The 23,948-nt window shown below is 61.6% G+C and carries 21 protein-coding genes and 2 pseudogenes; 6 read left to right on the forward strand and 17 right to left on the reverse strand.

Features of this window, described 5'->3' with window-relative positions:
- Positions 1-855 precede the first annotated feature (855 nt).
- The 9 genes from dctM to G7009_RS02575 all read right to left on the reverse strand — a co-directional run bounded on the left by dctM (position 856) and on the right by G7009_RS02575 (position 10,627).
- Complete coding sequence (gene dctM, locus G7009_RS02535; RefSeq protein ID WP_181128409.1) at positions 856-2,139, reverse strand: C4-dicarboxylate TRAP transporter large permease protein DctM; 1,284 nt, start codon at positions 2,137-2,139, stop codon at positions 856-858.
- Positions 2,139-2,771 carry a TRAP transporter small permease gene (locus G7009_RS02540; RefSeq protein WP_181128410.1) on the reverse strand — a complete coding sequence of 211 codons (633 nt, stop codon included), beginning with the start codon at positions 2,769-2,771 and terminating at the stop codon, positions 2,139-2,141. Before G7009_RS02540 ends, dctM begins: the two co-directional genes overlap by 1 nt.
- A gap of 101 nt (positions 2,772-2,872) precedes the next feature.
- Entirely contained in the window at positions 2,873-3,871 is a 999-nt protein-coding gene (locus tag G7009_RS02545; RefSeq protein ID WP_181128411.1) for a TRAP transporter substrate-binding protein, read from the reverse strand.
- Between the two features lie 408 nt (positions 3,872-4,279).
- Complete coding sequence (locus G7009_RS02550; RefSeq protein ID WP_181128412.1) at positions 4,280-5,104, reverse strand: HpcH/HpaI aldolase/citrate lyase family protein; 825 nt, start codon at positions 5,102-5,104, stop codon at positions 4,280-4,282.
- A 260-nt stretch (positions 5,105-5,364) separates the two neighbouring features.
- Positions 5,365-5,574: a hypothetical protein gene (locus tag G7009_RS02555; protein WP_181128413.1), complete on the reverse strand. Its 210-nt coding sequence runs from the start codon at positions 5,572-5,574 to the stop codon at positions 5,365-5,367.
- 193 nt (positions 5,575-5,767) lie between these two features.
- Positions 5,768-6,967, reverse strand: coding sequence for a CaiB/BaiF CoA transferase family protein (locus tag G7009_RS02560; protein WP_181128414.1), 1,200 nt, complete (start codon positions 6,965-6,967; stop codon positions 5,768-5,770).
- A gap of 230 nt (positions 6,968-7,197) precedes the next feature.
- Positions 7,198-8,547, reverse strand: coding sequence for an MmgE/PrpD family protein (locus tag G7009_RS02565; protein WP_181128415.1), 1,350 nt, complete (start codon positions 8,545-8,547; stop codon positions 7,198-7,200).
- 10 nt (positions 8,548-8,557) lie between these two features.
- Entirely contained in the window at positions 8,558-9,721 is a 1,164-nt protein-coding gene (locus tag G7009_RS02570) for an acyl-CoA dehydrogenase family protein (RefSeq protein ID WP_181128416.1), read from the reverse strand.
- 66 nt (positions 9,722-9,787) lie between these two features.
- Complete coding sequence (locus tag G7009_RS02575; protein WP_181128417.1) at positions 9,788-10,627, reverse strand: FAS1-like dehydratase domain-containing protein; 840 nt, start codon at positions 10,625-10,627, stop codon at positions 9,788-9,790.
- Positions 10,628-10,754: 127 nt separating this feature from the next.
- Between G7009_RS02575 and G7009_RS02580 the strand changes: the two genes are divergently transcribed.
- The gene (locus G7009_RS02580; RefSeq protein ID WP_181128418.1) at positions 10,755-11,657 is read left to right on the forward strand and encodes a LysR family transcriptional regulator; all 903 of its coding nucleotides are present in this window, start codon (positions 10,755-10,757) and stop codon (positions 11,655-11,657) included.
- Between the two features lie 575 nt (positions 11,658-12,232).
- Here G7009_RS02580 and G7009_RS02585 read toward each other — a convergent pair.
- Positions 12,233-13,294, reverse strand: a complete 1,062-nt coding sequence (locus tag G7009_RS02585) for an SDR family oxidoreductase (protein WP_181128419.1) — start codon at positions 13,292-13,294, stop codon at positions 12,233-12,235.
- Between the two features lie 357 nt (positions 13,295-13,651).
- Between G7009_RS02585 and G7009_RS02590 the strand changes: the two genes are divergently transcribed.
- The 3 genes from G7009_RS02590 to G7009_RS02600 all read left to right on the forward strand — a co-directional run bounded on the left by G7009_RS02590 (position 13,652) and on the right by G7009_RS02600 (position 17,433).
- Positions 13,652-14,278, forward strand: a complete 627-nt coding sequence (locus G7009_RS02590) for a glutathione S-transferase family protein (RefSeq protein ID WP_181128420.1) — start codon at positions 13,652-13,654, stop codon at positions 14,276-14,278.
- Positions 14,279-14,807: 529 nt separating this feature from the next.
- On the forward strand, positions 14,808-14,966 hold the full coding sequence (locus G7009_RS02595; RefSeq protein ID WP_181128421.1) for a DUF2986 domain-containing protein: 159 nt from the start codon (positions 14,808-14,810) through the stop codon (positions 14,964-14,966).
- A gap of 262 nt (positions 14,967-15,228) precedes the next feature.
- Positions 15,229-17,433, forward strand: a complete 2,205-nt coding sequence (locus tag G7009_RS02600) for a TonB-dependent receptor (RefSeq protein ID WP_181128422.1) — start codon at positions 15,229-15,231, stop codon at positions 17,431-17,433.
- Between the two features lie 606 nt (positions 17,434-18,039).
- Here G7009_RS02600 and G7009_RS28120 read toward each other — a convergent pair.
- The 5 genes and pseudogenes from G7009_RS28120 to G7009_RS02625 form a co-directional block, all read right to left on the reverse strand.
- Positions 18,040-18,460, reverse strand: a pseudogene (locus G7009_RS28120) (carboxymuconolactone decarboxylase family protein); the annotation flags it as partial.
- Between the two features lie 208 nt (positions 18,461-18,668).
- The gene (gene gstA, locus G7009_RS02610; protein WP_181128423.1) at positions 18,669-19,271 is read right to left on the reverse strand and encodes a glutathione transferase GstA; all 603 of its coding nucleotides are present in this window, start codon (positions 19,269-19,271) and stop codon (positions 18,669-18,671) included.
- Positions 19,272-19,380: 109 nt separating this feature from the next.
- Positions 19,381-20,076 (reverse strand): tRNA (adenine(22)-N(1))-methyltransferase, encoded by a 696-nt coding sequence (locus G7009_RS02615; protein WP_308813306.1) that lies wholly within the window; start codon positions 20,074-20,076, stop codon positions 19,381-19,383.
- 187 nt (positions 20,077-20,263) lie between these two features.
- Positions 20,264-20,413, reverse strand: coding sequence for a hypothetical protein (locus G7009_RS02620; protein WP_181128424.1), 150 nt, complete (start codon positions 20,411-20,413; stop codon positions 20,264-20,266).
- Positions 20,414-20,421: 8 nt separating this feature from the next.
- A pseudogene (locus G7009_RS02625) lies at positions 20,422-20,732 on the reverse strand (MlaD family protein); the annotation flags it as partial.
- A gap of 202 nt (positions 20,733-20,934) precedes the next feature.
- On the opposite strand from G7009_RS02625, the gene G7009_RS02630 reads away from it, so the two are divergent.
- Together G7009_RS02630 and G7009_RS02635 are read left to right on the forward strand one after the other, a co-directional pair.
- A complete protein-coding gene (locus G7009_RS02630) occupies positions 20,935-22,305 on the forward strand; it encodes an APC family permease (protein WP_181128426.1) in 1,371 nt (456 codons plus the stop codon).
- 130 nt (positions 22,306-22,435) lie between these two features.
- Positions 22,436-22,672: a hypothetical protein gene (locus G7009_RS02635; protein ID WP_181128427.1), complete on the forward strand. Its 237-nt coding sequence runs from the start codon at positions 22,436-22,438 to the stop codon at positions 22,670-22,672.
- 93 nt (positions 22,673-22,765) lie between these two features.
- Here the strand turns inward: G7009_RS02635 and tspO are convergent, their stop codons facing one another.
- Positions 22,766-23,206, reverse strand: coding sequence for a tryptophan-rich sensory protein TspO (gene tspO, locus G7009_RS02640; protein WP_181128428.1), 441 nt, complete (start codon positions 23,204-23,206; stop codon positions 22,766-22,768).
- Positions 23,207-23,392: 186 nt separating this feature from the next.
- Complete coding sequence (locus G7009_RS02645; RefSeq protein WP_181128429.1) at positions 23,393-23,713, reverse strand: hypothetical protein; 321 nt, start codon at positions 23,711-23,713, stop codon at positions 23,393-23,395.
- Positions 23,714-23,948: the final 235 nt, after the last annotated feature.

Genomic DNA, 23,948 nt, shown 5'->3' on the forward strand with positions numbered 1-23,948 from the left:
GACATTAACCTGTTTTTGCTGGAAGAAAGGGGGTTGAGCGATCACGCTTTGAGGACCAAGATCCAAAAGCAAGATCAAGGGGAAGTCGTCGATTCAAATGCTGGCGCTCAGCCTTCGGCTCCCGGATTCTTCAGTGATGCTACTGGCCTCATCGCGGGACAAGCCCGCTCGCCACTGATGCGCGCATGTCCTGGTGGCGAGCGGGCTTGTCCCGCGATAGGCCAGTAGCATCACTGAAATTCGAAAGCCGAATATTTTTCTTAACTGACTGACATTAACCTGTTTTTGCTGGAAGAAAGGGGGTTGAGCGATCACGCTTTGAGGACCAAGATCCAAAAGCAAGATCAAGGGAAGTCGTCGATTCAAATGCTGGCGCTCAGCCTTCGGCTCCCGGATTCTTCAGTGATGCTACTGGCCTCATCGCGGGACAAGCCCGCTCGCCACTGATGCGCGCATGTCCCGGTGGCGAGCGGGCTTGTCCCGCGATGAGGCCAGTAGCCTCACTGAAATTCGAAAGCCGAACATTTTTTCTTAACTGACTGACATTAACCTGTTTTTGCTGGAAGAGACGGGGTTGGAGCGATCACGCTTTGAGGACCAAGATCCAAAAGCAAGAACAAGGGAAGTCGTCGATCAAATGCTGGGCTCAGCCTTCGGCTCCCGGATTCTTCAGTGATGCTACTGGCCTCATCGCGGGACAAGCCCGCTCGCCACTGATACGCGCATGTCCTGGTGGCGAGCGGGCTTGTCCCGCGATAGGCCAGTAGCATCACTGAAATTCGAAAGCCGAACATTTTGTCTTAACTGACTGACATTAGCCTAAACCCTTCCTTTCCTGCCGCATGCAGACATCCCCTACGGCATCCCCAGCCAATTCGGCAGGGCCAGCGAGATGAACGGTACATAGGTGACCAGAACCAGGAATAACAGCAGGATCGACAGCCACGGCAGCGCCGCGCGGATGGTTTGCCCCAGTGTCAGGCCGGTCACCGCCGAGGTCACGAACAGGTTCAACCCCACCGGTGGATGCACCAGGCCAATCTCCATGTTCACCACCATCACGATCCCCAGGTGGATGGGGTCGATCCCCAGTTTCATGGCAATCGGGAAGAAGATCGGCGCGAGGATCAGGATGATGGCCGACGGCTCCATGAAGCTACCGGCGACCAGGAGGACGATATTCACCATGATCAGGAAGCCGATCGGCGTCAGGCCCTCGGAAAGCACCCAGTTGGTGATCTGCTGCGGGATCTGCTCGGTCGTCAGCACATGGGCGAACAGTATCGCGTTGGCGATGATGAACATCAGCATGATGGTCAGCCTGCCGGACTCGAGCAGCACTTTCGGGCAGTCCCTCAAGCGCATGTCCTTATAGACGAACAGGGCGATGAACGCTGAATACACCGCTGCCACCGCCGCCGCTTCGGTTGGGGTGAACATGCCGCTGTAGATGCCGCCGAGGATGATCACCAGCAACAACAGGCCCCAGAACGCACGTTGTGCGGTATGCAACCACTCGCGAAAGGTCGCCCGAGGCTGGGCCGGCAGATTTTTCACCCGGGCGACGATGTAGATCACCACCATCAGGGACACGCCCAGGAGGAGGCCAGGGATCACGCCCGCCATGAACAGTTTGCCCACGGACGTTTCGGTCGCGGCCGAATACACCACCATCACGATCGACGGTGGGATGAGGATGCCCAAGGTACCGGCGTTGCAGATGATCCCGGCGCCGAATTCCTTGGGGTAGCCCGAACGCACCATGCCCGCGACCGCAATCGAGCCGACGGCTGCAACGGTGGCCGGCGATGAGCCCGACAGCGCCGCGAACAACATGCACGCCAATACCGCCGCGATGGCCAGGCCGCCGCGGATGTGGCCGACGCAGGCGTTGGCGAAGTCGATAAGCCGCTGGGCCACGCCTCCGGTGGTCATGAACGCACCCGACAAGAGGAAGAACGGGATCGCCAGGAAGGTGTAGCTGTCGGAGGTTTCGAACAGCTTGATCGCCAGCGAACTCAGCGAATCCTGGCTGAACAGCAGTATCGACACCGCACCCGACAAGCCCAGCGAGATGGCGATGGGCACGCCCAGGAACATGAATATGAAGAGCAGCAGGAACAAACAGATAACCGTCATCAGTGATGCTCCTCACCGGGATTGGCCAGTTTGGTGGCTTCTGCCGCTTCGTCCGCCAAACCCAGGCCCAGCTGACGATGGGTGTAGATGCGGTACAGGATTTCCAGATAACGCACGGTGATCAGCGCGAAACCGAAGGGTACGATGAGCGCGATATGGCCGATCTTGATCCCGTAGCGGTCCAGGTCTTCGGCGCCGATGCCCGCGGCCATCACCGCCCAGACCCATTTCAGGCTTGCCACCAGAAACAGCCCGGCGTACGCCAGGCAGCATGCGCAGGCGATCATTGCCAGTACGCGCTGCACCGGTTTGCGGGCCTTCTTGACCAGCACGTCGATGCCCAGGTGGCCCGCCGTGCGCACGCCATAGGCGATGCCGAAGAAGATCAGCCAGCCGAAAAGCGCCTTGGTCAGTGAGATGCTCCAGGTCATTTCCTGGGCATAACCCATCAGGTGATCGCCGATGGAGGCGAAGAAGTCGCTGCTGAACGCCCATCGGTCGCTGAGCGTGTAGAACATCGAATAAAGGTTGTTCAGCGCCACGTAGATGAACGTCACCAGCGTCATGGCAGCCAGGAGAAAGGCAATCATGCCTTCCTCGAAGTGCTCCCAGACTCGCCTGAGCCCTTGCATAAGAATTCTCCGAACGGGGGGAGGGTGGCCACCCTGGGGGTATGGCCACGCATGCATCACTCCCTGGCAACACAGCGTATGCAGGGAGTAGAGGCCACCACTCAGGACGCCTGGTTGGCTGCCTCGGCCGCTTTGATCAGGTCCGCGCCGATTTCATTGGAAAACTTCTCCCAGACAGGGCGCATGGCTTCGCGCCATTGCTCACGTTGCTCCGGGGTCAGTGAGTCGATTTCGCTGGTCTTGGCGTCGATGATTTTCTGCCTGGCGGCCAGATTCAGCGCTTCGGCCTGTTTGTTCACCTCGACGGTGACCTGATCCATGATCTTTTGCAGCTCTGTCCGGACATCCTCCGGCAGACCGCTCCAGAACTTGGAATTGGTGATGACCATGTAGTCGATCAGGCCATGGTTGGTTTCAGTGAAGAAAGGCTGTACCTCATGGACCTTCTGGCTTTCGTAGTTGGACCAGGTGTTCTCCGTGCCATTGACCGTGCCGGTCTGCAGGCCTTGATAGACTTCGGCAAAGCTCATCTTGCGAGGGTTGGCGCGAATCGCCTTGAACTGTTCTTCAAGCACGCTGGACGCCTGGACGCGGAACTTCAGACCACGGGCATCCTTGGGCAGGATCACTTTCTTGTTGGCCGAAAGTTGCTTGAGGCCGTTATGCCAATAGGCCAGGCCGTGGATGCCCTTGTCCTCCATTGAGGTCAGCAACGCCTTGCCCTGAGGGCCTTGCTGGAAACGGTCGACCGCAGCCAGGTCGTTGAACAGGAAGGGCAGGTCGAAGATCTGGATCTGCTTGGTGTAGTGCTCGAACTTGGCCAGCGAGGGCGCCAGCATCTGCACGTCGCCCAGCAGCAAGGCTTCCATCTCCTTGCCGTCGCCGAACAGCGACGAGTTCGGGTACACCTCGACCTTCACCTTGTCCTTGAGCTTGGGATCGGCGGCGACCAGCTGCTGAAACATCAGCGCGCCTTGGCCCTTGGGGGTGTTCTCCGCCACCACGTGCGCGAACTTGATCACGACAGGGTCGGCTGCCTGCGCGAGGCTTGTGATGGAGAGCGCGGCGGCGCAGAACACCGCCTTGGTCAGCTTCAACATAGCGATTACCTTTTTATTGTTGTAAGAGAAATCAGCCTTTGAGCGTCGTTTCGGGGCTACCTGTGTTCAAAAGCAGCTTCAAACTTTTCAATCCTAAGATGGCCCAGTCCATTGCGTTTCGTGAATTAGCTTTTTTATAACCCTGCATTCGCGGATGCTGAACGCCAACCAGGGAACTCGACTCGATCCTGGAAAAGCTTAGCTCACTGCGAGAGCGGCAACCGCTAGGCACGCAGCAGCATGGAGGCGCCGATCGTCTGGTCTTCCAGTTAAAGCGCGCCTGCACGGTTGATGGAGCTGAAGCGTCATTCACCGCCGCGGCCAGTAGCCGCTGAACAGCGGCACGAGAGCGCCGATCGTCCGGTCTTCCAGCTAAAAGCACCCTTGCGCCGTTGACGGGGATAAAGCCTAACTCACCGCCAGAGCCAGTAGCCGCTGGGCACGCAGCAGCACGGGGGCATCGATCATCTGGCTTTCCAATTGAAACGCGCCCGCGCCATTGGCGGCGACGCTCGCTTGCACCACCTTGCGCGCCCACTCCAGGTCGTCCGCGCTGGGCGCGAGGGCACGATGGATGTGCGCCACCTGGTTGGGATGGATGCACAGCGCGCCGCCATACCCCATGTCATAGGCGTGCCGGACCGCGCGCTGCAGACCGTCGGGGTCGCCGATGGCCGGGTAGACGCCATCCAGTGGTGGTAGCAAGTCGGCGCCGCGCGAGTGCAGTTGCACCGCCATGCGTGCCTGGTCGAGGAACAGCTGGGCAGCGACGCTGTCCGTGTTCAGGCCGAGATCGAGAGCCAGGTCCAGGCTGCCGAAAGACAGGCGCTCGACGCCGTCGGCGTGAGCGATCCGCTCCAGCGCCAACAGGCCTTTGGCGCTTTCCATGATTGGCCAGATCGGTTTGCCGGTTTGCCAGGCAACAGCGACCTGGACTGCGCTTTCCACCTTGGGCAGCAACAGGCCAGCGACGCCGGGCTGTTGCTTGCAGAACGCCAGGTCGGCGGCGTGCTCGGGGTGATCGGGTGCATTGACCCGTACCCAGACCGATGCCTGCGGCTCGCTGAGTAGAAAGGCCCCCAGGTGATCGCGCGCCTGGCGTTTGAGCGGCTCCTCGACGGCGTCCTCGAAATCGACGATGACCACATCGGCGCCCGCCGCCAATGCCTTGGCAAAGCGCTCTGGTCGGCTTCCCGGCACGAAGAGCGCCGAACGGACAATGGATCGCGACATGCTGAAGAACTCCTCGTGGGTTGAAAGAACACAGCTGTGGCTCGCCTAGGCAAGCACCGCCTCTCATGGAACGGCACTTAACTCATTGTCCAGCGTGTACCTGTGGCGGTTCGCCGATGTGACGTGTCCCGCGAAGAAGCCAGTCCAGACACCTTGGTGTATGGCACGGGCTTCGCCCGTGTTCGCGGGACAAGCCCGCTCTCCACCTGGGCTTGCGGCCCTTGTTTTCTGCGCGACTGCACAGCCGGGAGCCGGTGATCTCACACCACCCCGGCTGCGACCAGGCGGGCCTGCTCATCCGCTGAAAACCCCAGCTTGCCGAGAATGCCGCTGGTGTGTTGCCCCAGGGCCGGCACACCGTCCCCGGCACGAAGAGCGCCGAACGGACAATGGATCGCGACATGCTGAAGAACTCCTCGTGGGTTGAAAGAACACAACTGTGGCTCGCCTAGGCAAGCACCGCCTCTCATGGAACGGCACTTAACTCATTGTCCAGCGTGTACCTGTGGCGGTTCGCCGATGTGACGTGTCCCGCGAAGAAGCCAGTCCAGACACCTTGGTGTATGGCACGGGCTTCGCCCGTGTTCGCGGGACAAGCCCGCTCTCCACCTGGGCTTGCGGCCCTTGTTTTCTGCGCGACTGCACAGCCGGGAGCCGGTGATCTCACACCACCCCGGCTGCGACCAGGCGAGCCTGCTCATCCGCTGAAAACCCCAGCTCGCCGAGAATGCCGCTGGTGTGTTGCCCCAGGGCCGGCACACCGTCCATTCGCGGCGTGAACGCCGTGTTGCGTCCCGGTGGCAGCAGCGACGGCACCTTGCCGCTCGGGCTGTCCACTTCGCGCCAGCAATCGCGGGCCTTGAGCTGCTCGTGGTCCCAGACACCCTGCATGTCATTCACTCGGGCATTGGCGATTTGCGCCTCCTCCAGCCGGGCGATGACCTGGTCGAGCGACAACGTGGCAAACCCATCGACGATGATCTGTCGCAGCGCTTCACGGTTTTCCGAGCGCTTGAAGTTGGCCGAGAAGCGCTCGTCCGAGGCCAGCGCCGGGTCCAGCAAGACCTTCTCGCAGAACAGCGCCCATTCACGCTCGTTCTGCAGGCCCAGCATGATGGTGCCGCCACCGCCGGTGGGGAACGGCCCATAAGGGTAGATGGTCGCGTGAGAAGCGCCGGCCCGGGCCGGAGGCGGGGCGCCGTTGTAGGCGTAGTACAACGGGTAGCCCATCCATTCCACCAGGCTCTCCAGCATGGACACATCGATGCGGCTGCCCACGCCGGTCTTTTCACGCAGCAGCAAAGCCGACAGCACGCCGGTATAGGCGTACATGCCCGCCGCGATGTCAGCGATCGAGCAGCCCGCCTTGGCCATCTCGTTCTCGCCCGGGCCGCCGGTCACCGAGAGAAAACCGCCCTCGCTCTGGATCAGCAGGTCATAGGCCTTCTTCTTCTCGTAAGGCCCACCTTCGCCGTAACCAGAAATATCACAGACGATCAGCCGTGGAAAACGCTCCTGCAATGCCTCGAAGGACAGTCCCATGCGCGCCGCCGCGCCTGGCGCCAGGTTTTGCACCAGGACGTCGGCCTTGCCCAGCAGGGCCTCGAGAATGCCACCTGCTTCGTCCTGCTTCAGGTCGAGCGTCAGGCTTTCCTTGGAACGGTTGGTCCAGACGAAATGCGAGGCCAGGCCGTCGACCCGCTGGTCGTAGCCACGGGCGAAATCACCGCTGCCGGGGCGTTCGATCTTCACCACGCGGGCGCCCAGATCGGCCAGCTGGCGCGTGCAGAAGGGTGCCGCGATGGCGTGCTCCAGGCTGACGACGGTGATGCCGTCCAGTGGACGAGGGTTGGAGTGAGTCATTTTTCATTACCTGCGCGAGAGCTCCGGCCTTGGCCTGCAACGGTGAATTGCCGCATGCCAAGGCGCGTCAGCTGTGAGATCAGATCCGCCGCGATGGCGTGTTCCAGGCTGATGAGGGTGATGCTGTGCAGTGGCCGAGGAGTGGGTCGAGTCATGGGATTATCCAGTGGCTGGAGCTGGCGGCCCTGGCCTGCAACGGTGCTCTGTCGCGGGCCAAGACGCGCCAGCTGTCAGATCAGATCCGCCAACGATGCGGCGTCACGCAGCTGCCAGACCTTGTCGATCAGCACCTTGCCCTGCGCTTCGCTGCGTGCACCGGAGAACGCCAGCAAGCGCTGGAACTTGGCCTCGAGCTCCGGTCGCGACAAGGTGTTGCCAGGGTCGCCCTTGGGCTCGTCGATGGCCGCGGTGAGCGTGCGACCGTCGGTGGTGGTGACGATCACGCGGCCCAGCCAGCGCGCGGGATAGGCGGTATCGACCTCGGGATCCAGCTGCATTTCGACTTTCTCGCGGAAGGCGTCCACGGCGGCATCGGTCAGGGCCAGGTCGCGGAATTCGATCAGTTGGGCGCTGCCGTGCACGGCGATCAGCCCGAGCACCGCGCCCATGGAAAACTTCGCCTGGTGCACGCTGGCCGGTTTCACCACACGGCCCAGCACGTCGATCGCGCCTTGGTGCACACGTGTGACGACCTTGGCGATCTGGTCATGGCGCAGGCCTTCACGCTGCATCAGGTACAGCAGGGCATCGGCGGCCGGGTGCGTATGACGGCACGAGGCATGGAACTTGAACGAGGTTTCGATCAGCGCCCAACGCGTCCCCAGGCGGTCCGACAACCTGGCAGGGTCTGCGTCGGTGGACATGCCCGCGGCTATGCCCTGGTCGCCCTCGAGGATGTTGCGCGCGCCGGTCAGCCCGTCCTTTGTCATGTAGGCGGCCAGCAGGCCGTCCGCGGCAGCCTTGGCGGTATGCAGCTGCTTGGAGTCGGCGGCATCGCGCAGGAACTCCCACAGCCCGGCGGCCTGGGTGCCGGCACTGCCCAACAGGTTGATGAATTGCTCCTTGTCCAATCCCAGCAGCTTGCCCACGCCCACGGCCGCCGCCAAGGTGCCCACGGTGGCGGTGGTGTGGAAGATGCGGTAGTGCGAACGGCCCATGAATTCGCCGATGCGAATCCCGGCTTCGTAGCCGGCTACCGAGGCCAGCAGCAAGTCCTTGCCGGACTTGTCCAGGTCCTGGGCAGCCGCCAGCACCGCCGAGAACACCACGGTGGCCGGGTGCAGCACCGAGCTGTTGTGCAGATCGTCCTGTTCGACCAGGTGGGAAGACGCGCCGTTGACCAATGCCGCGAAGTAGGGCGAGGTGCCGCGCCCGTTGACCAGGATCTTCGCGCGCCCGTCAACCGGGCCCATGCGTTCGGCCCAGCGTTCGAACAGCGGAATCGGGTGAGCGCCCTGGCTGGCCAACGCCGAGCCTATCCAGTCCAGGAACAGCTCTTCAGTGCGCGCCAGCACCTCGGCGGGAATCTGATCGTAATGGAGGTCGGCCAGGAATGTGGCCAAGGCTTGGGTATGGCTCATGTGCAAGGCCTCAGAAGCTGCGTGGCAGTTCGAGCAAGTGCTCGGCGACGTAGGACAGGATCAGGTTGGTCGAGATCGGCGCCACCTGGTACAGCCGGGTCTCGCGGAATTTGCGCTCCACATCATATTCGCAGGCGAAACCAAAGCCGCCATGGGTCTGCAGACAGGCATTGGCGGCTTCCCACGACGCTTTCGCCGCCAGGTACTTGGCCATGTTGGCGCTGGCCCCGGCGTTCTTGCCGCTGTCGTATTCCTCGCAGGCGCGCCAGCGCATCAGGTCGGCGGCCTCGATCTCGATGTGCGCCTCGGCGATGGGGAACTGCACCCCCTGGTTCTGTCCGATCGGACGGCCGAACACCACGCGGTCGCGGGCATAGGCGCTGGCTTTCTCGATGAACCAGCGGCCGTCGCCGATGCATTCGGCGGCGATCAGCGTGCGCTCGGCGTTGAGGCCGTCGAGGATATAGCGGAAGCCCTTGCCTTCTTCGCCGATCAGACTGTCGGCCGGCAGTTCGAGGTTGTCGAAGAACAGCTCGTTGGTTTCATGGTTGACCATGTTGGCGATGGGCTGGACGGTCAGCCCCTTGCCGATGGCCTCGCGCAGGTCGACGAGGAAAATGGACATGCCTTCGGATTTCTTCTTCACCTCGGCCAGCGGCGTGGTGCGTGCCAGGAGGATCATCAGGTCGGAGTGCTGGATCCGCGAGATCCAGACCTTCTGGCCATTGATGACGTATTTGTCGCCTTGCCTGACGGCGGTGGTCTTGATCTTGGTGGTATCGGTGCCGGTGGTGGGTTCGGTCACCCCCATCGACTGCAGGCGCAGCTCACCGCTGGCCAGCTTGGGCAGGTAGTGGCGCTTCTGCGCCTCGCTGCCGTGGCGCAGCAGCGTGAACATGTTGTACATCTGGCCGTGGACGGTGCCGGAGTTGCCGCCACAGGCGTTCACTTCCTCCAGGATGACCGACGCTTCGGCAAGCCCCAGGCCCGAGCCGCCGTATTCGGTCGGGATCATCGCCGACAGCCAGCCGGCGTCGGTGAGGGCCTTGACGAAGGCTTCGGGGAAACCTTTCTTCTCGTCGATGTCGCGCCAGTAGGCGGCGTCGAATCCGGCGCACAGGGCACGCACGCCTTCACGGATGGCATTGAGGTCTTCGCAGTCGTAGGGATTCATGGTCGTGCTCTCTGGATCGGACGGCGGCGCGCCACGCAGGAACGGGCGCGATCACGGAACAGGGTGTCAGTCGAACTCCACTTCGGCGCTTTGCGCGACGCCTGCGTCATTGCCGGCCCACAACTGCGCGCTGCCTGCCTCGACGATGCGCCCACTCACCTCGAACGGGGTGGGCAAGGTCAGCGGCCGTACGCCGCGATAGGCGAAACGCCGCACGCGTTTGTCGGGGTTGGCCCGGACGAAGGCGCGCAGGTTCAAGGTGGCGATCATCGGTCCATGCACGACCAGGCCGGGGTAGCCCTCGGTGTCGGTGACGTAGGGGTAGTCGTAGTGGATACGGTGGCCGTTGAAGGTCACGGCGGAGTAGCGGAACAACAGGGTCGGCGTGGGCGAAATGGTTTCGCTCCAGTCGCCCGGCCCTGGCGCTTCGCCACTGGCGAGCTTGGGTGGGTTGGGTTCGCGATAGACGATGTCCTGCTCTTCGCGCACGCAGAGTCGACCGTCTTGCGAGTAGTCATGGCGTACCGTGACGAACAGCAGCGAGCCGGTACGGCCGTGCTTTTCCTCGATCCGCAGGATGGTCGACAGACGATGCGCCTCGGCGCCGACGGTAAGCGGCTCGATGAACTCGACCCGGCCACCGGCCCACATGCGGTTGCGATTGTCGGCGGGAGGCAAAAAGCCGCCACGCGCCGGATGACCGTCGCCGCCCAGTTGCGATTCGGCCACGGGCTCCTGAAAAAAGCACCACTGCCAGAGCGCTGGCAGCGCCTCGCCGTCGGCGGGTGCGTCTTCGCCGAAGGTGGCGGCGATGCGCTTGACCAGGTTGCGGCTCAGGACGTCGTGGGCTTCTTCCGTACGGCCGATCCAGGCGGTGAAATCCGTCGTCGAAGTGGGGGCATTCATTACCGTTCGCCTCTGCGTTTATTGTTATGGGCAGATCATGCGAGCCGCTGGGCATTCTGAGAATTTGCATTTGCGTAAGGCGGCGTTCAGCTAAGCTGAACACTTCGTTACCTGTCTGGGTGCTCTTATGCATTTCGACCTGGCCGACCTGAGGCTGTTTATCCATATCGGCGAATCCCCGAGCCTAACCCAGGGCGCGCGCCGGGCATTTCTGTCCCCGGCCGCCGCCAGTGCACGCGTCAAGGCGCTGGAGGGCCAGCTCGGTACTCGCCTGCTCTACCGCGACAGTCGGGGTGTCGAACTCACGCCAGCCGGCCAGAAGCTGCTCAAGCATGCCCGCCTGATCATGAACCAGGTGGATTACCTGAAGGCGGAGTTCACGCATTTCGGCACGGATTCGGCGGGCCACATCCGCATCTTCGCCAACACCACGGCGGTGACCGAGTTTCTCCCCGAGGTGCTGGCGGGATTTCTCGCCAAGCGCCCCGGGGTGACGGTCGACCTGCAAGAGCGCTTGTCGCGCGATATCGTCCGTGGCGTGCTGGATGGCAGCACGGACATGGGGATCATCGCCGGCCCGGTGGAGGCCGCCGGGTTGCAAGTGATCCATTTCAGTACCGATCGCCTGCTGCTGGCCGTGCCCGTGGGTCATGAACTGGCGGCTCAGAAGCAAGTGACGTTGAAACAGACGCTCGCCTTCCAGCACATCGGCCTGCATGAAGGCAGCACGCTGTTGAGCTTCTTGCGCGACCATGTCGAGCGGATGGGGCAGAGTCTGTCACTGAGGATCCAGGTGTCGGGGTTCGAGGCGATCTGCCGCATGGTGGAGGCCGGCGTGGGCATCGGCGTCATTCCCGAATCCGCGGCGGTGCGTCACAGTCGCACCATGAAACTGGTCACCATCGCGCTGGACGAACCCTGGGCGGTGCGCGAGCGCAGCATCCTGGTGCGAGAACTCGATGCGCTGCCGGGCACGGTGCGGGCGTTGATTGCCACGTTGATGCCTGAAAGCGGCACGGGGATGGGGTGATCGGGTCCTGCGATTAATGCCGATCGGTCAATACACAGCATTTGGTTTTCAGCTGAGATCTGCGGTGCCGCCGATGGCCTCATCGCGGGTCAAGCCCGCTCGCCACCGATCTTGCGGCAGCCGCCCTTTCTCCGGTGAACCAAATCCCGGTGGCGAGCGGGCTTGACCCGCGATGAGGCCATCGGCGGCACCGCAGATCCTAGCCACCGAACCCCGACCGCTTCCCCTAACCGACCGGCGTTGGGCCTGCGATGGGTTTCTCCGCAAGACTCTGCCAAAGCTCGTCCCGCTGTGCCCTTACGGCCGCGCACACTTACGAACCCGCTGGTTTCCCGTCAATTGCGTACTTATTCTCTGCTCGACAGTGCAGCGCCACACTCGGCGCCCACTCAGGGTGGGAGGGCAGGGCGGGCCTCTTTTCGGTGAACCAAATCCCCGGTGGCGAGCGGGCTTGACCCGCGATGAGGCCATCGGCGGCACAGCAAATCCTAGCCACCGAACCCCGACCGCTTTCCCTAACCGACCGGCATTGGGCCTGCGATGGGTTCTCCGCAAGCCCAACGCCCAGCGATAACTCAGGGTATCAAGCGCTCCTCGCGCAGTTTGTCGAATACGTCGAAAAACGCCTGATCGCTGGCCTGGTAGGCAGTGAATCCCATGATCCGGCTCTTCGACATGTCCGTGACCACCTCGATGGGGCGCCCGAGGTCCGCGTCGGTGTGCCATGGCGAAATCAGGCGGCCAATATCGCTTTCTTTGAGCCCGTGTTCAGCGGCGATCTCGGTCCAGACGGTCTGGTCATCGGCCATCTGTCGTTCGAGAGGCGAGGGCGCGGCGGGGTAATCGGCGGGAGCCAGGTCGAAGTAGTCGGCAATCCTGCGCCACATCCATTTCCACCGGAACACATCGCCATTGGTGATGTTGAACGCCTGATTGGCCGCTGCGGGCGTCGTGGCGGCCCACAACTGTTGTCTGGCCAGTTGGCGTGCGTCGGTCATGTCGGTGAGGCTATCCCATTGCACCCTCGATCCCGGAAACACGAAGGGCCGCCCGGTCCGTTTGCAGACGGTGGCATAGACGGCCAGGGTGGTCGCCATGTTCATCGCGTTACCTACGGCGACACCGGTGACGGTATGCGGCCGATGCACGCTCCAGGAGAAAACGTCCCTTGCCGCGGCGGCGAACAGCTCGTCTTCTTGGGCGTAGTAGAAGTTTTCAACGTCCAGGCGGCCCTGGTCTTCTCGGAACGGGGTCTGCGGGAGACTGCCTTTGCCATAAGCTTCGAAAGGGCCAAGGTAGTGTTTCAAGCCAGTGACCAAGGCGACGTGCCGAACACTCCCGGCGGGGCGTATGGCATCGAGGACGTTGCGCACCATACCGGCATTGACGCGGATGTTTTCCGCTTCGGTGGCTTGCCGCGACCAGGTGGTAATGAACACATGGGTGGGTTTCATATTCGCCAGCGCTTGGCTCAACGAGGCCGGATCCTGAAGGTCGGCGGCCACCGGAATCACGCCAGGAGTCGGCGAGGGATGACGCGAAAGCGCTGCGACCTGCCAGTGGTTTTCGATCAGTAATTGCGTGATGGCGCTGCCGACGATGCCGCTGGCACCCACGACCAATGCTGTCTGGGACATAGGTCTCTCCTCGATTGTAGGGTTATGAGCCCACTGAGGCGACGGAGGTTCAAGCGGTCCGCAGGACCTCGGCAAGGACAGTGACCAATGCCCAAGATCGCGCGCGAGGCGCGACGCAATGACCGTTCGCTGATCGCTCATAAGCGTATCGCCTCAATGCCTGTGACAACCGAGCACCTTGAGCGGCTGACGATCTGGAAAAGTTGCGTCGAGCTTCGAGCGCGGCTTTGCTTGCGCGGGGGAAACGTTGGCACTTGATTCAGGCTCCCCGGCAATCCGCGATGATCCAAAATTCAGGGCACTCCGTGCCGGCACGGTAGTCACTCCTAGACACCTTTCTCGCCCAGCGGAGCCCTCATGATCACTGTTCACCACCTCAACAACTCACGCTCGCAGCGCATCCTGTGGTTGCTCGAAGAGCTTGGCCTGCCCTACGAGATCAAGCGCTACCAGCGCGATCCGAAGACCAACCTCGCGCCACCCGAGCTCAAGGCCATCCATCCGCTGGGCAAATCCCCGGTGATCGAAGACGGTCCTCACGTGCTGATCGAGTCCGGCGCCATCGTCGACTACCTGATTCGCCGTCACGGAGAAGGGCGTCTGCAACCTGATCCGGCCAGCGCCACCTACGACGAATATGTTCAATGGCTGCACTTCGCCGAAGGCTCGGCCATATTGCCGCTGATGCTCAACCTGTACGTCGGGCGCCTGGGCGACGCTGGCGCGCCGCTGCACCCTCGTATCCAATCGGAGCTGGCCAACTACCTCGGCTACCTGAACGAAGCGCTAGGCCTGACGCCGTATCTGGTGGGTGAAGAATTGACCGGCGCGGATATCCAGATGAGCTTCGTGGGCGAATTCGCCAAGGCTCAGGGCATGTTGCAGCCGTATCCGAATGTGGCGGCGTGGGTGCAGAGGTTGCAGGAGCGACCTGCGTATCGCAAGGCGCTGGAGCAAGGCGGGCAGTATGCGTTTGCGAAGTAGAGTATCGGGCTGTGGCAGGCTGGCCAACGGATCGTAGGGCTGGATTCATCAGTCTTCGAAGGCGGCACCGCCCTGTTACTGCCGCATCTGGAAACTGACGGCCTGGCCCGCGAGCGTGGAAGGTTGTGCCAGGCGGTCCTTGGGAGTGATAGCCTTGCTCACAAGATGAACGGCACCCAGATGTTGGACAACCGACCATTACCGGCGGCAACACCGGATTATTACTGGCGGCACCGCTGGACCCCGTGTAATGACATGAACTCGTCCATGCTGCCGTTGGCTTGTTTAAGAACGCCACCGTGGCACTGTGATGCCTCGGCGTGGGCGAGTCCATGTCATTACACGGGGTCCAGCAGTGCCGCCAGTAATGGTTGAGTGTCCAACATCTGGAGTGCCGTTCAACTTGGAGCTGGCTTGCCGGACCGCCGCAACGTCAGCAAGGGCCGTAGCAGCCTCAAGAAAGCCATATGTATCAAGTGACCAGCAATAAGCCGATATCATCAAGCCCTTACCTATCTAGTAGAACGCTATGAACCGTCGTAAAAAGATAAACCAGTTACTCAAGGCTCACGCCAAGAAGGCAAGCGCCAAGTTGGCGCCGAAAAAGCCTAAATACATCAGCAAGGCTGATCGATTGAAGCTGTCTGAGGAGTCCAGTGACGAAACAATCGTTTCTCCTGACTCCTGACTCCTGACTCCTGACTCCTGAGCTGCATGGCTCGGGTATTTCTGCTTTGCAGGCCACCTCTCAAAGAGAAGTCCACCTGTCCGATAGCCAGGCAGAATCGACGACGCAATCCACCTCGCCTGGTGGCTTGTGATGACCGATCCAGGGCGGTCCGCCCCGAGCTTCGGTCTACTTTGCGAATAGCCAGCTCGCTTTCCTTGATAGATATGGATGGGAAGGATTAGCATTCGTGTATCCGATTCATCCCTCCCAGGATTTCACCATGGTGTCTCGCTTCCCAACCCGGCCAGCTCTGTTGGCAGTCTGCTGTTCCGCAAGTCTGATGACGCACGCTGCCGAGCCGATCCAGCTTGATGCGACCGACGTCAATGCCGACGCCATCATGCAAAGCCCCGGGGCGCTTCCCGAGGAATATGCCGGTGGCCAGGTGGCCCGTGGGGGCCAGATGGGGGTGCTGGGCAACCAGGACAACATGGACGTTCCCTTCACCATGACCAGCTACACGTCCAAGGTCATCGAGGATCAGCAGGCCGAGGACATCGGGGACGTGCTGGCCAACGACCCATCGGTACGGGAGTCGTTCGGCTTCGGCAATCAATCCAAGATTTTCGTGATCCGCGGCCTGCCGCTGGCGGGGGACGATATTTCCTTCAACGGCCTGTACGGGATCCTGCCGCGCCAGATCATGTCCACGGACGGTGTGGAACGTGTCGAGGTGTTCAAGGGGCCCAATGCCTTTCTCAACGGCGTGAGCCCGACCGGTACGGGGCTGGGCGGTAACGTCAACCTGCAACCCAAGCGGGCCGGCGACCTGCCTACTCGTCGCTACACCCAGGACATCAGCTCCGATGGGCGGATTGGCGAGCATCTGGATATCGGTCAGCGCTTTGGCGAGGACAACCGGTTCGGCGCAAGGTTGAACCTCAGCCAGCGCGAAGGCGAAACCGCCGTGGACGATCAGGACCAGCGCACCAAGCTGTTCGTCGCGGGCCTCGACTACCGTGGTGACGGCTTCCGCCTATCGACCGATATCGGTTACCAGAAACAGCGGGTCAACCACCTGCGCAACTCCGTGCGCCTCGGCACTGCCGCCAACGCGACCACCAAGGTTCCGACCGCGCCGGACGCCAGCCACAACTATGGCCAGGACTGGAGCTACAGCGAGTCGGAAGATACCTTCGGCATGGTGCGTGGCGAATGGGACCTGAACGAAAGCTGGACCGCCTACCTGGCGGGCGGTGCCCGCCATACCCGCGAGCATGGCACCTATGGCACGCCGGTTCTGGTAGGTAATTCCGGGAGAGCCACGATCGGTGGCTCGGATATCGTGCATGGCGAGGACAACACCAGTTTCAGCGCCGGCCTCAACGGCCGCATCCAGACGGGGCCGTTGAGCCACCAGATCGCGCTGGGCGCATCGACCATGTGGGCACAGCAGGAAAACGCCTACAAGTTCTACCGTTCCACCGCTGGCAATACCACTATCTACGACAACGTGAAGCTCCCCCGGCCAACCGACGTCAGCAGTACTGGCGGCGAAATGGGCGACCCGGGCGTAACCGGCAAGACTCGTAATCGCAGCATCGCCGTTTCCGATACGGTCGGCGTGTTCGATGACCGCCTGTTGCTGACTTATGGCATTCGCAGGCAGCAGTTGCGCGTTGAAAACTACTTCTACGACGGCACTTTCCCCAACAGTCCCACCAACCCGTCCAAGGACGGCAGCCGAAGCGGCGCGCCCTATGACGAATCGGTCACCACGCCGGTCTACGGCATCGTGTTCAAGGCCACCGACAGCGTGTCGCTTTATGCGAATCGCATCGAAGGGCTGGCCCAAGGTCCAGTAGCTCCAAGTAATGTCGAAAACGCCGGTCAGGCATTCCCGCCGGGACGCACCAAGCAGCTCGAGGCAGGTATCAAGCTGGACATGCTGAGCTTCGGCGCCAGCCTGGCCGCTTTCCGCATAGAGAAACCTGCGGATGGATACGTCCAAGGGAGCCAGTACCTTCGTGATGGCGAGCAAGTCAACAAAGGCCTCGAACTGAGCGTGTACGGCGAGCCGATCGAGGGACTGCGCCTGATGGCAGGCGGCACCCGCATGACCTCCGAGCTCAAGAACACCGCGGGCGGTAGCGCCGATGGCAACCATGCCATCGGCGTGCCGACCTTCCAGTTGAACGCGAGCGTCGATTGGGATGTGCCGGGCGTACCGGGACTGGCCCTCAATGCCAGGATGCTGCGTACGGGTGGCCAGTATGTCGATCAGGCGAACACCCTGAGCCTGCCAACGTGGAATCGGTTCGACGCGGGCGCTCGGTACAGTCTGAGGGTCGCCGAGAAGGACCTGACGCTGCGCGTGAATGTGGAAAACATCACTGACAAGAACTACTGGGCATCGGCCAACGGTGGCTACCTGACGCAGGGGGATCCGCGCCTTGTGAAGTTCTCTGGCACGATCGATTTTTGAGGCGATGTGTCAGGGCCGTTTGTAGATGCGATCCTGTGGGAGCGGGTTCACCCGCGAACACCGGCAAAGCCGGTGCCATACCCAGCAATGTATTCTTCGCGGGTAAACCCGCTCCCACAGGGTGCGCGCAGCGCTTGTGGGCGTTGATTACCTCGCATGCTCGCCGGTACTTTCTCGCGGAAACTGTTCTGAAAGCCAAGGTCTGCTATGGATGATAGCAGCCCCTTGCGAGTGCCTGATATCGGCCCATAGCAGACCTTCGCGGGGGGCTGCTCACGGCCAGAAGCAGACTGCTTGGCAGATGCGATCCTGTGGGAGCGGGTTTACCCGCGAACACCGGCAAAGCCGGTGCCATGCACCGCGTCGCATTCTTCGCGGGTAAACCCGCTCCCACAGGGTGTGCGCAGTGCTTGCGGACGTTGATTATCTCGCATGCTCGCCGGTACTTTCTAGCGGAAACTGTTCTGAAAGCCAAGGGTTGCTCACGGCCAAAAGCAGACTGCTTGGCAGAGGCGATCCTTGTGGGAGCGGGTTCACCCGCGAACACCGGTAAAGCCGGTGCCATGCACCGCGTCGCATTCTTCGCGGGTAAACCCGCTCCCACAGGAATGCCACGCTCAGGCGGTTCCAGCCATTGATCGAGATGACCAGGAACGACAGGTCGGCCAACTCTTCGTCCGACAGCCGCTCGCGCACGCGGTTGAAGATCTCGTCCGAGACCCCGTGCGGCTCAAGCCGGGTCAACGTCTCCGTCCATTCCAGCGCGGCGCGCTCACGGGCCGAAAACAGCGTCGACTCTCTCCATATCGTGACATGGTGCAGGCGCAATTCCCGTTCACCGTGGATCTTCGCTTCCTTGACATGCATGTCCACACAGAACGCACAGCCGTTGATCTGCGATGCCCGCAGCGTGACAAGGTGGCCGACCTCGGCGAGGAATGGCTTCTTGTTCAGCAGTTGGGTGAGTTCAAGGTACTTGCCGGCAGCGGCCGGGGGATAGCTTGTAGTAATCGAGACGTTGAGACATGGCCTGTGTTCCTTCGCGAGTAGGTTGGACCGATGCGGTAGGCAAGCGGTAGGCGAACTCTATCGTCGGCACGTCCCTGTTCGCAGGGCCAAGATACGCGTTTTCGACTGGGCCATCGATGAACGGCAGAAGGTCGGCAAATCGTTGGGCAGATCTTTGAATGGACAGCCTATGGCTGCTCGGAGGCAGCCATAGGATTGCAACTCTGCTACAGCAAGCCTTCCGCCTTCATCGCTTGCTGCACGGATGGGCGCTGACTCAGGCGTTGATGGTAGGCAGCCACCGACGGCCAGGGGGCCAGGTCGACTTTGACCTTCGCGGCCCAATTGAGCACGGTGAACAGGTAGGCATCCGCGACGGTGAACCTACTGAACAGGAATTCCCGGCCTTCCAGCTGCTCCGACAGCCAGTCCAGACGCTTGCCGAGCAGCTCTGTCATTGCTGCTCGCCATTCCGGGGTCTGCTTGGGATCGAACAACGAGCCCATGGTCTTGTGTAACTCGGTGGAGACGAAACTCAGCATTTCCAGGAGCTGGTAATGCTCGGCACTGCCGGGCTCGGGGGCCAGCTCGCTGTCGGGGTGTTGGGCGGCCAGGTATTGCAGCACCACCTGCGCTTCGGTCACTACGCGCCCATCGTCCAGTTGCAGGGCAGGGACGTAGCCTTTTGGATTGATCTCAAGGTAATTCTCGCCGGTGTCGGTCTGCTTGCTGGTGCGATCGACCTTGACCAGGTCAAAGGGCGTGTTCGTTTCGCGCAGCACGATGTGAGGGGCTAGAGAGCAGGCACCGGTTAGGTAGAAGAGCTTCATGGCAGATCCTTTCAGGAGGTTGAACCTTAAGCGATGAGACACTCAGGGCAGTAAAGATAGACCATGGAAACCCGGGCGGATTTCCTTTTCCGCGGATTCCGGGTCCCGTTCAAGCCAACAGCTCGTTGATCCATCGGATCTGCCGGGCGAGCTCTTGCGTCTTCTCCTCGGGTACGGCCTGTCGCGCGCGGGCGAAATGGGCCAGGGTCTTCTGCTTGAGACGGAGCATGCGTTGCCACTTGAGCAGGAACGCCGGGCTGCGCGCCCGCATCTGCAGTGGGCCGAAGTACAGCTCTTCGGCGGTATAGGCTACCGGTCCGTCGCGTTCGGCCACGATGATTTCGTAGTCGAAGCGGTTTTCTCGCAGCAGGTCCTCGTGGAGGATGCGATAGCCCTGTTCCATCAACCAGCGCCGTAGTGGCTGCTCGCCGCCGTTGGGCTGCAGGATCAGGCGCTCCTGGCCGCTCAGGCGTGCCTTGTCGAGGTCGAGGATGTCGCGGATCGTCTCACCGCCCATGCCGCAGATGCAGATCGCCGTGATCCTGTCTTCCGGCCTGATCGCCGCCAGGCCGGCGGCCAGGCGCACGCTGATCCGCTGCTCGAGGCCGTTTTCGCGCACGGTGCGCTCTGCCGAACGGAACGGCGTCAACGCCACCTCGCCAGCCACCGCGGCCGTGATGGCGCCACGGCGCATCAAGGCCACCGGCAGATAGCCATGGTCCGAGCCGATATCGGCCAGGCGCGCCCCTGTCGGCACCTGCGCCGCCACGCGCTCCAGACGCATGGACAGTGTCTGTTCGTTCAACCGCATCCCCTTTTTCATCAGGCTCGTCCGGCACGTCTGGCCGGATCGGGGCGCGATTCTGTCGGGCAATGCGGGGTATTTCAAATTTATGCGACCAGGGCCGTGGCTTGGACCGTGTCTGCCGTGGTCTTGACCTTATCGTTCTGCAATGCGCTTGGCGCAGGGCGCATTGGCAGCGCCTGCGCATTCACTCGCGAATGCGTGAGGGCTGCTGGCTCAGAAAAGCGCTCACGGTGGCGATACACGCGCCTTGCACCGGGCCCAGAAGCTTTGGATAGATCATCGCGTCGACCATCACCGGGAAGGTCTGACGCTGTTCATCGTAGTGCAGCTGCACCGCGGTCACCTCGCCTTTTCCCCATAGGTAATCGGTGGTGCGACTCCATGTCGGTGAATACCTGGGCGGGCACCTCCGATTGTCCCGCATCGGCGCCAATGAAGCTGCCCGAGAGCAAGGTATCGGTCCCGCTGACGCCGCTGGCACCGATACGTGGACGTACGACCCAAAAACGCGCGCCTTCGGTAGCGAAGCTCTCGGCCTCCTTGGTCAGTTGGACTTTGGCGACGACATGGGTGTCATCGGCCAGCTCCACTGAAGTCACCCCACCGATAACCGAGCTGCGGTATTTCACCGGGGTCTTCTGCGCCACCAGGCCGGCAACTGTCCTCATGAGGGGATAGGCGGCGCAGCAAGGAGCGCATGCACCCGCGCAATAAGGGTTTCAGGTACCCAAGTGTACACTCCGACCTAGCCCCTCCTGGCCAATGCGTTACCAAGCGCCGCGATGGTTTGCGCTCCATGGTGTGGAGCAGATGTCCCAGCCCCGGCAATGAACAACAATAATCTCGGGAAATGCAATGTCTGACCATAGCCTCAACGAAAGTCCAGCCGACTCGGATCCATCGCTTCGACGCGTTCTGGGCTTGCCCGCCCTGGTGTTCTTTGGCTTGGTGTACATGGTGCCCCTGACGGTATTCACCACCTATGGCATCGTCACCGAAGTGACCGGTGGGCGCGCTGCCGGTGCCTATGTCATCACCCTTATAGCCATGGCATTCACCGCGGCTTCCTACAGTTTCATGGTGAAGCGATACCCCGTCGCGGGGTCGGCTTACTCCTATACCAACCGGTCCTTCGGGCCCAATACCGGTTTTCTCACGGGCTGGTCGTTGCTGCTCGACTATTTGTTCATACCGATGATCAACTACCTGCTTATCGGTATCTTCCTGAACATCGTCTTTCCGGCAATCCCGATCTGGACGATCGTGGTTAGCGCCGTCGTCCTGGTCACCCTGCTCAACGTCGTCGGTATCACTTCGGTGGCACGAGCCAGCAATGCGATCGTGGCGGCCCAACTGGTCTTTATCGTGGTGTTCGTCGCCTCGTCGGCGCAGACCTTGAACACCGGTGTGCCGATCGATTTTCTGGCGCCCTTGCGGGGCAGCGACAGCGTGACGGGTTTCGGCCCGCTCATGGCCGGCGCGGCGATATTGTGTCTGTCCTTCCTCGGGTTCGACGCCGTTTCGACTCTGGCGGAAGAAACCAAGGACCCGCGCAAGACGCTGCCGAAAGCGATCATGCTGACGACAGTAGGGGCGGGGGTACTCTTCACGTTGCTGGCCTATGTCAGTCAACTGGTTCACCCGGCCATCACCTTTGATAACGTGGACACGGCCGCCAACGAGGTCATGCTCATGGCAGGCGGCCAGTTGCTCGCCAACTTCTTCACCGCAGCCTTCGTTGCCGGTAGCCTCGGCTCGGCAATCGCTTCCCAGGCCGCGGTATCGCGAATCATCTTTACCATGGCCCGGGACCGCTTCCTGCCAAAGGCATGGCTCGGCAACCTGTCGCCACGCTTCGGTACACCGGTCGCGGCGACCTTGCTGGTTTCCTCGGTGTCGATGCTGGCGCTGGTCATAGACCTCACGACCTTGGCTTCGCTGATCAGCTTCGGCGCTCTGGTGGCGTTCTCGGCGGTCAACCTGTCGGTCATCCGTACTTACCTGATCGATGAGCCGAACAATCGGACTGCCGCCGGGATCCTCAAGTACGGGATCGTTCCCGGCATTGGACTGTGCCTGACCCTTTGGCTGTGGACCAGCCTGTCGGGGCTGACATTGGCTATCGGTTCCACGTGGTTCCTGATCGGGCTGGTGTATCTGGCGTTCCTGACCTCCGGCTTCCAGTCACGTATCAAGGAAATCGCGTTTCCTGAAGGAGGCCACTGACGCGGGTGATGAGTTGGTTGTCAGGGCCCGCCTGACAGCCGTCCCCCACGGATGGCGCTCGAGTTGAACCAATAACTGACTGAAGAGTCAGGATAGACAGTTGTTCTCTCTCTATCACGAGGATCCCTCCATGCGTCTCTATACGCTCGAGTACCTGTTCAACGGCGAGCCCCGCACACACCAGTTCGAATTGGAACAGTCCAAGTTATCCGTCCAGGAGGCGGCGATGCACTTGCTGCAGCTGCATTTCGGGGACGGGGAGAACAGCCTCGTCATGCCCAGCGCGGACGCGACCCCGGAAGAGGTCCTGGAGCAGGCCGAATTGTTGGGGCTGACGCAGATCGAGGTCGTCGATAAGACTCGTTGAGGGCAGGGCAGCGAAGTGCGGCGCCGGCCTGGCAGACCCGGGGGCCTCGGAGCAGCGTGCTCCGAGGCCCGAACGAGACGCGCGTCGAGCGCCTCAGCGGTTATTGCGCAGGATGGAGAAGTTGAGCGCGGTGGCTACGCAAAGCCATAGCAGATAAGGCAGCAAGAGGAACCCGCTCAGGGTGTCCAGGCTGAATGCCATCACTACCATCACGGCGACAACGAGCCAGAGCAGAGTGATGATCAGCATGCCGGCGAAAATACGGTGCGCGCCGAAGAATACCGGTGTCCACAGCGTATTGAGCGCAATCTGTGCAGCCCATAATGCCAGCAGCTCCTGGCTCCCAGGCAACAGGGTCAGGCGGTAACCTGCCCAGGCGAGGAGCAGGTAGATGATTGTCCAGGCGACGGGGAAGGCCCATTTGGGCGGAGTGAAGCTTGGTTTGACGAGTTCTTCGTACCATTGGCCCGGTTTGAAGATGATACCGGTGCTCGCCGCAGCACCACAGGCTATGAGAAAAACTAGGAAGGTCATCGTCTGTCCTTAGCTGAGGCCAGCTGTCTGGGTTTGAAAAGCCATATCGGCCGTTTCAGGTTGGACGCCCAGTGAAGCGAAAAGTCTGTTTGGCGGAACGAATTTCTTTGTCGCTCCACATGCAATTTCGGACAGGTCCGCTATCGGGCCAAGCCTACTCCTGCCCGTGCGCTGCCATCTGGCGGTTCACGCCGGCAGCCGCGCTCCGGTGCGTTCGGCCGCATTCTGGAACACGCGTCGAAGCTCGTCCGCCTCTTGCTCGGCGATCGCCTTGGCAACGATCAGCCCATGCGCAAAGCCAAGCCCTTGCCCCTTGGCGGCGGCCAGTTCCTCGCGGCTGCCTGCCTCTGCGATATCGCCCAGGTACAGAGCCGCTGGATGTTCGTAACGGTCCTGCAACCTGAGCGCACGCAGTTCGTCCAGGGCGATACTGAATTGAGCGGCGGCAGCCCCACTCATACTTAGATGCTCGAACTGAAGCAGGCTCAGACGGTCGGTGGCGGTCATTGGAAGAATCTCTATGTTTGGAAAACCGGTGGATGAAGAGACACACCGGTTCCTTGGCAATCAAGGGCTGTGCTGTTAATTGAGGGTATCAGATGGAACGGGCGTTGGAATACCGGGATGAAGCATTACCACGGGTTGCAATGGGCTACCCGATCCGAACACAAGGCGCCCCAGGAGTTCATGCTTGAAAACGGGGGGGCATGTGGATTCGTCCGAGTGCTTTCGAAGAGTCGAA

The sequence above is a fragment of the Pseudomonas capeferrum genome (genome assembly GCF_013523055.1).
In the GTDB taxonomy this organism is placed as follows: domain Bacteria; phylum Pseudomonadota; class Gammaproteobacteria; order Pseudomonadales; family Pseudomonadaceae; genus Aquipseudomonas; species Aquipseudomonas capeferrum_A.

Excerpts from the sequence above, each read along its gene's own strand:
- dctM (WP_181128409.1), bottom strand. The coding sequence starts at position 2,139 with ATGACGGTTATCTGTTTGTTCCTGCTGCTCTTCATATTCATGTTCCTG.
- G7009_RS02540 (WP_181128410.1), bottom strand. The coding sequence starts at position 2,771 with ATGCAAGGGCTCAGGCGAGTCTGGGAGCACTTCGAGGAAGGCATGATT.
- G7009_RS02545 (WP_181128411.1), bottom strand. The coding sequence starts at position 3,871 with ATGTTGAAGCTGACCAAGGCGGTGTTCTGCGCCGCCGCGCTCTCCATC.
- G7009_RS02550 (WP_181128412.1), bottom strand. The coding sequence starts at position 5,104 with ATGTCGCGATCCATTGTCCGTTCGGCGCTCTTCGTGCCGGGAAGCCGA.
- G7009_RS02555 (WP_181128413.1), bottom strand. The coding sequence starts at position 5,574 with ATGAGAGGCGGTGCTTGCCTAGGCGAGCCACAGTTGTGTTCTTTCAAC.
- G7009_RS02560 (WP_181128414.1), bottom strand. The coding sequence starts at position 6,967 with ATGACTCACTCCAACCCTCGTCCACTGGACGGCATCACCGTCGTCAGC.
- G7009_RS02565 (WP_181128415.1), bottom strand. The coding sequence starts at position 8,547 with ATGAGCCATACCCAAGCCTTGGCCACATTCCTGGCCGACCTCCATTAC.
- G7009_RS02570 (WP_181128416.1), bottom strand. The coding sequence starts at position 9,721 with ATGAATCCCTACGACTGCGAAGACCTCAATGCCATCCGTGAAGGCGTG.
- G7009_RS02575 (WP_181128417.1), bottom strand. The coding sequence starts at position 10,627 with ATGAATGCCCCCACTTCGACGACGGATTTCACCGCCTGGATCGGCCGT.
- G7009_RS02580 (WP_181128418.1), top strand. The coding sequence starts at position 10,755 with ATGCATTTCGACCTGGCCGACCTGAGGCTGTTTATCCATATCGGCGAA.
- G7009_RS02585 (WP_181128419.1), bottom strand. The coding sequence starts at position 13,294 with ATGTCCCAGACAGCATTGGTCGTGGGTGCCAGCGGCATCGTCGGCAGC.
- G7009_RS02590 (WP_181128420.1), top strand. The coding sequence starts at position 13,652 with ATGATCACTGTTCACCACCTCAACAACTCACGCTCGCAGCGCATCCTG.
- G7009_RS02595 (WP_181128421.1), top strand. The coding sequence starts at position 14,808 with ATGAACCGTCGTAAAAAGATAAACCAGTTACTCAAGGCTCACGCCAAG.
- G7009_RS02600 (WP_181128422.1), top strand. The coding sequence starts at position 15,229 with ATGGTGTCTCGCTTCCCAACCCGGCCAGCTCTGTTGGCAGTCTGCTGT.
- gstA (WP_181128423.1), bottom strand. The coding sequence starts at position 19,271 with ATGAAGCTCTTCTACCTAACCGGTGCCTGCTCTCTAGCCCCTCACATC.
- G7009_RS02630 (WP_181128426.1), top strand. The coding sequence starts at position 20,935 with ATGTCTGACCATAGCCTCAACGAAAGTCCAGCCGACTCGGATCCATCG.
- G7009_RS02635 (WP_181128427.1), top strand. The coding sequence starts at position 22,436 with ATGCGTCTCTATACGCTCGAGTACCTGTTCAACGGCGAGCCCCGCACA.
- tspO (WP_181128428.1), bottom strand. The coding sequence starts at position 23,206 with ATGACCTTCCTAGTTTTTCTCATAGCCTGTGGTGCTGCGGCGAGCACC.
- G7009_RS02645 (WP_181128429.1), bottom strand. The coding sequence starts at position 23,713 with ATGACCGCCACCGACCGTCTGAGCCTGCTTCAGTTCGAGCATCTAAGT.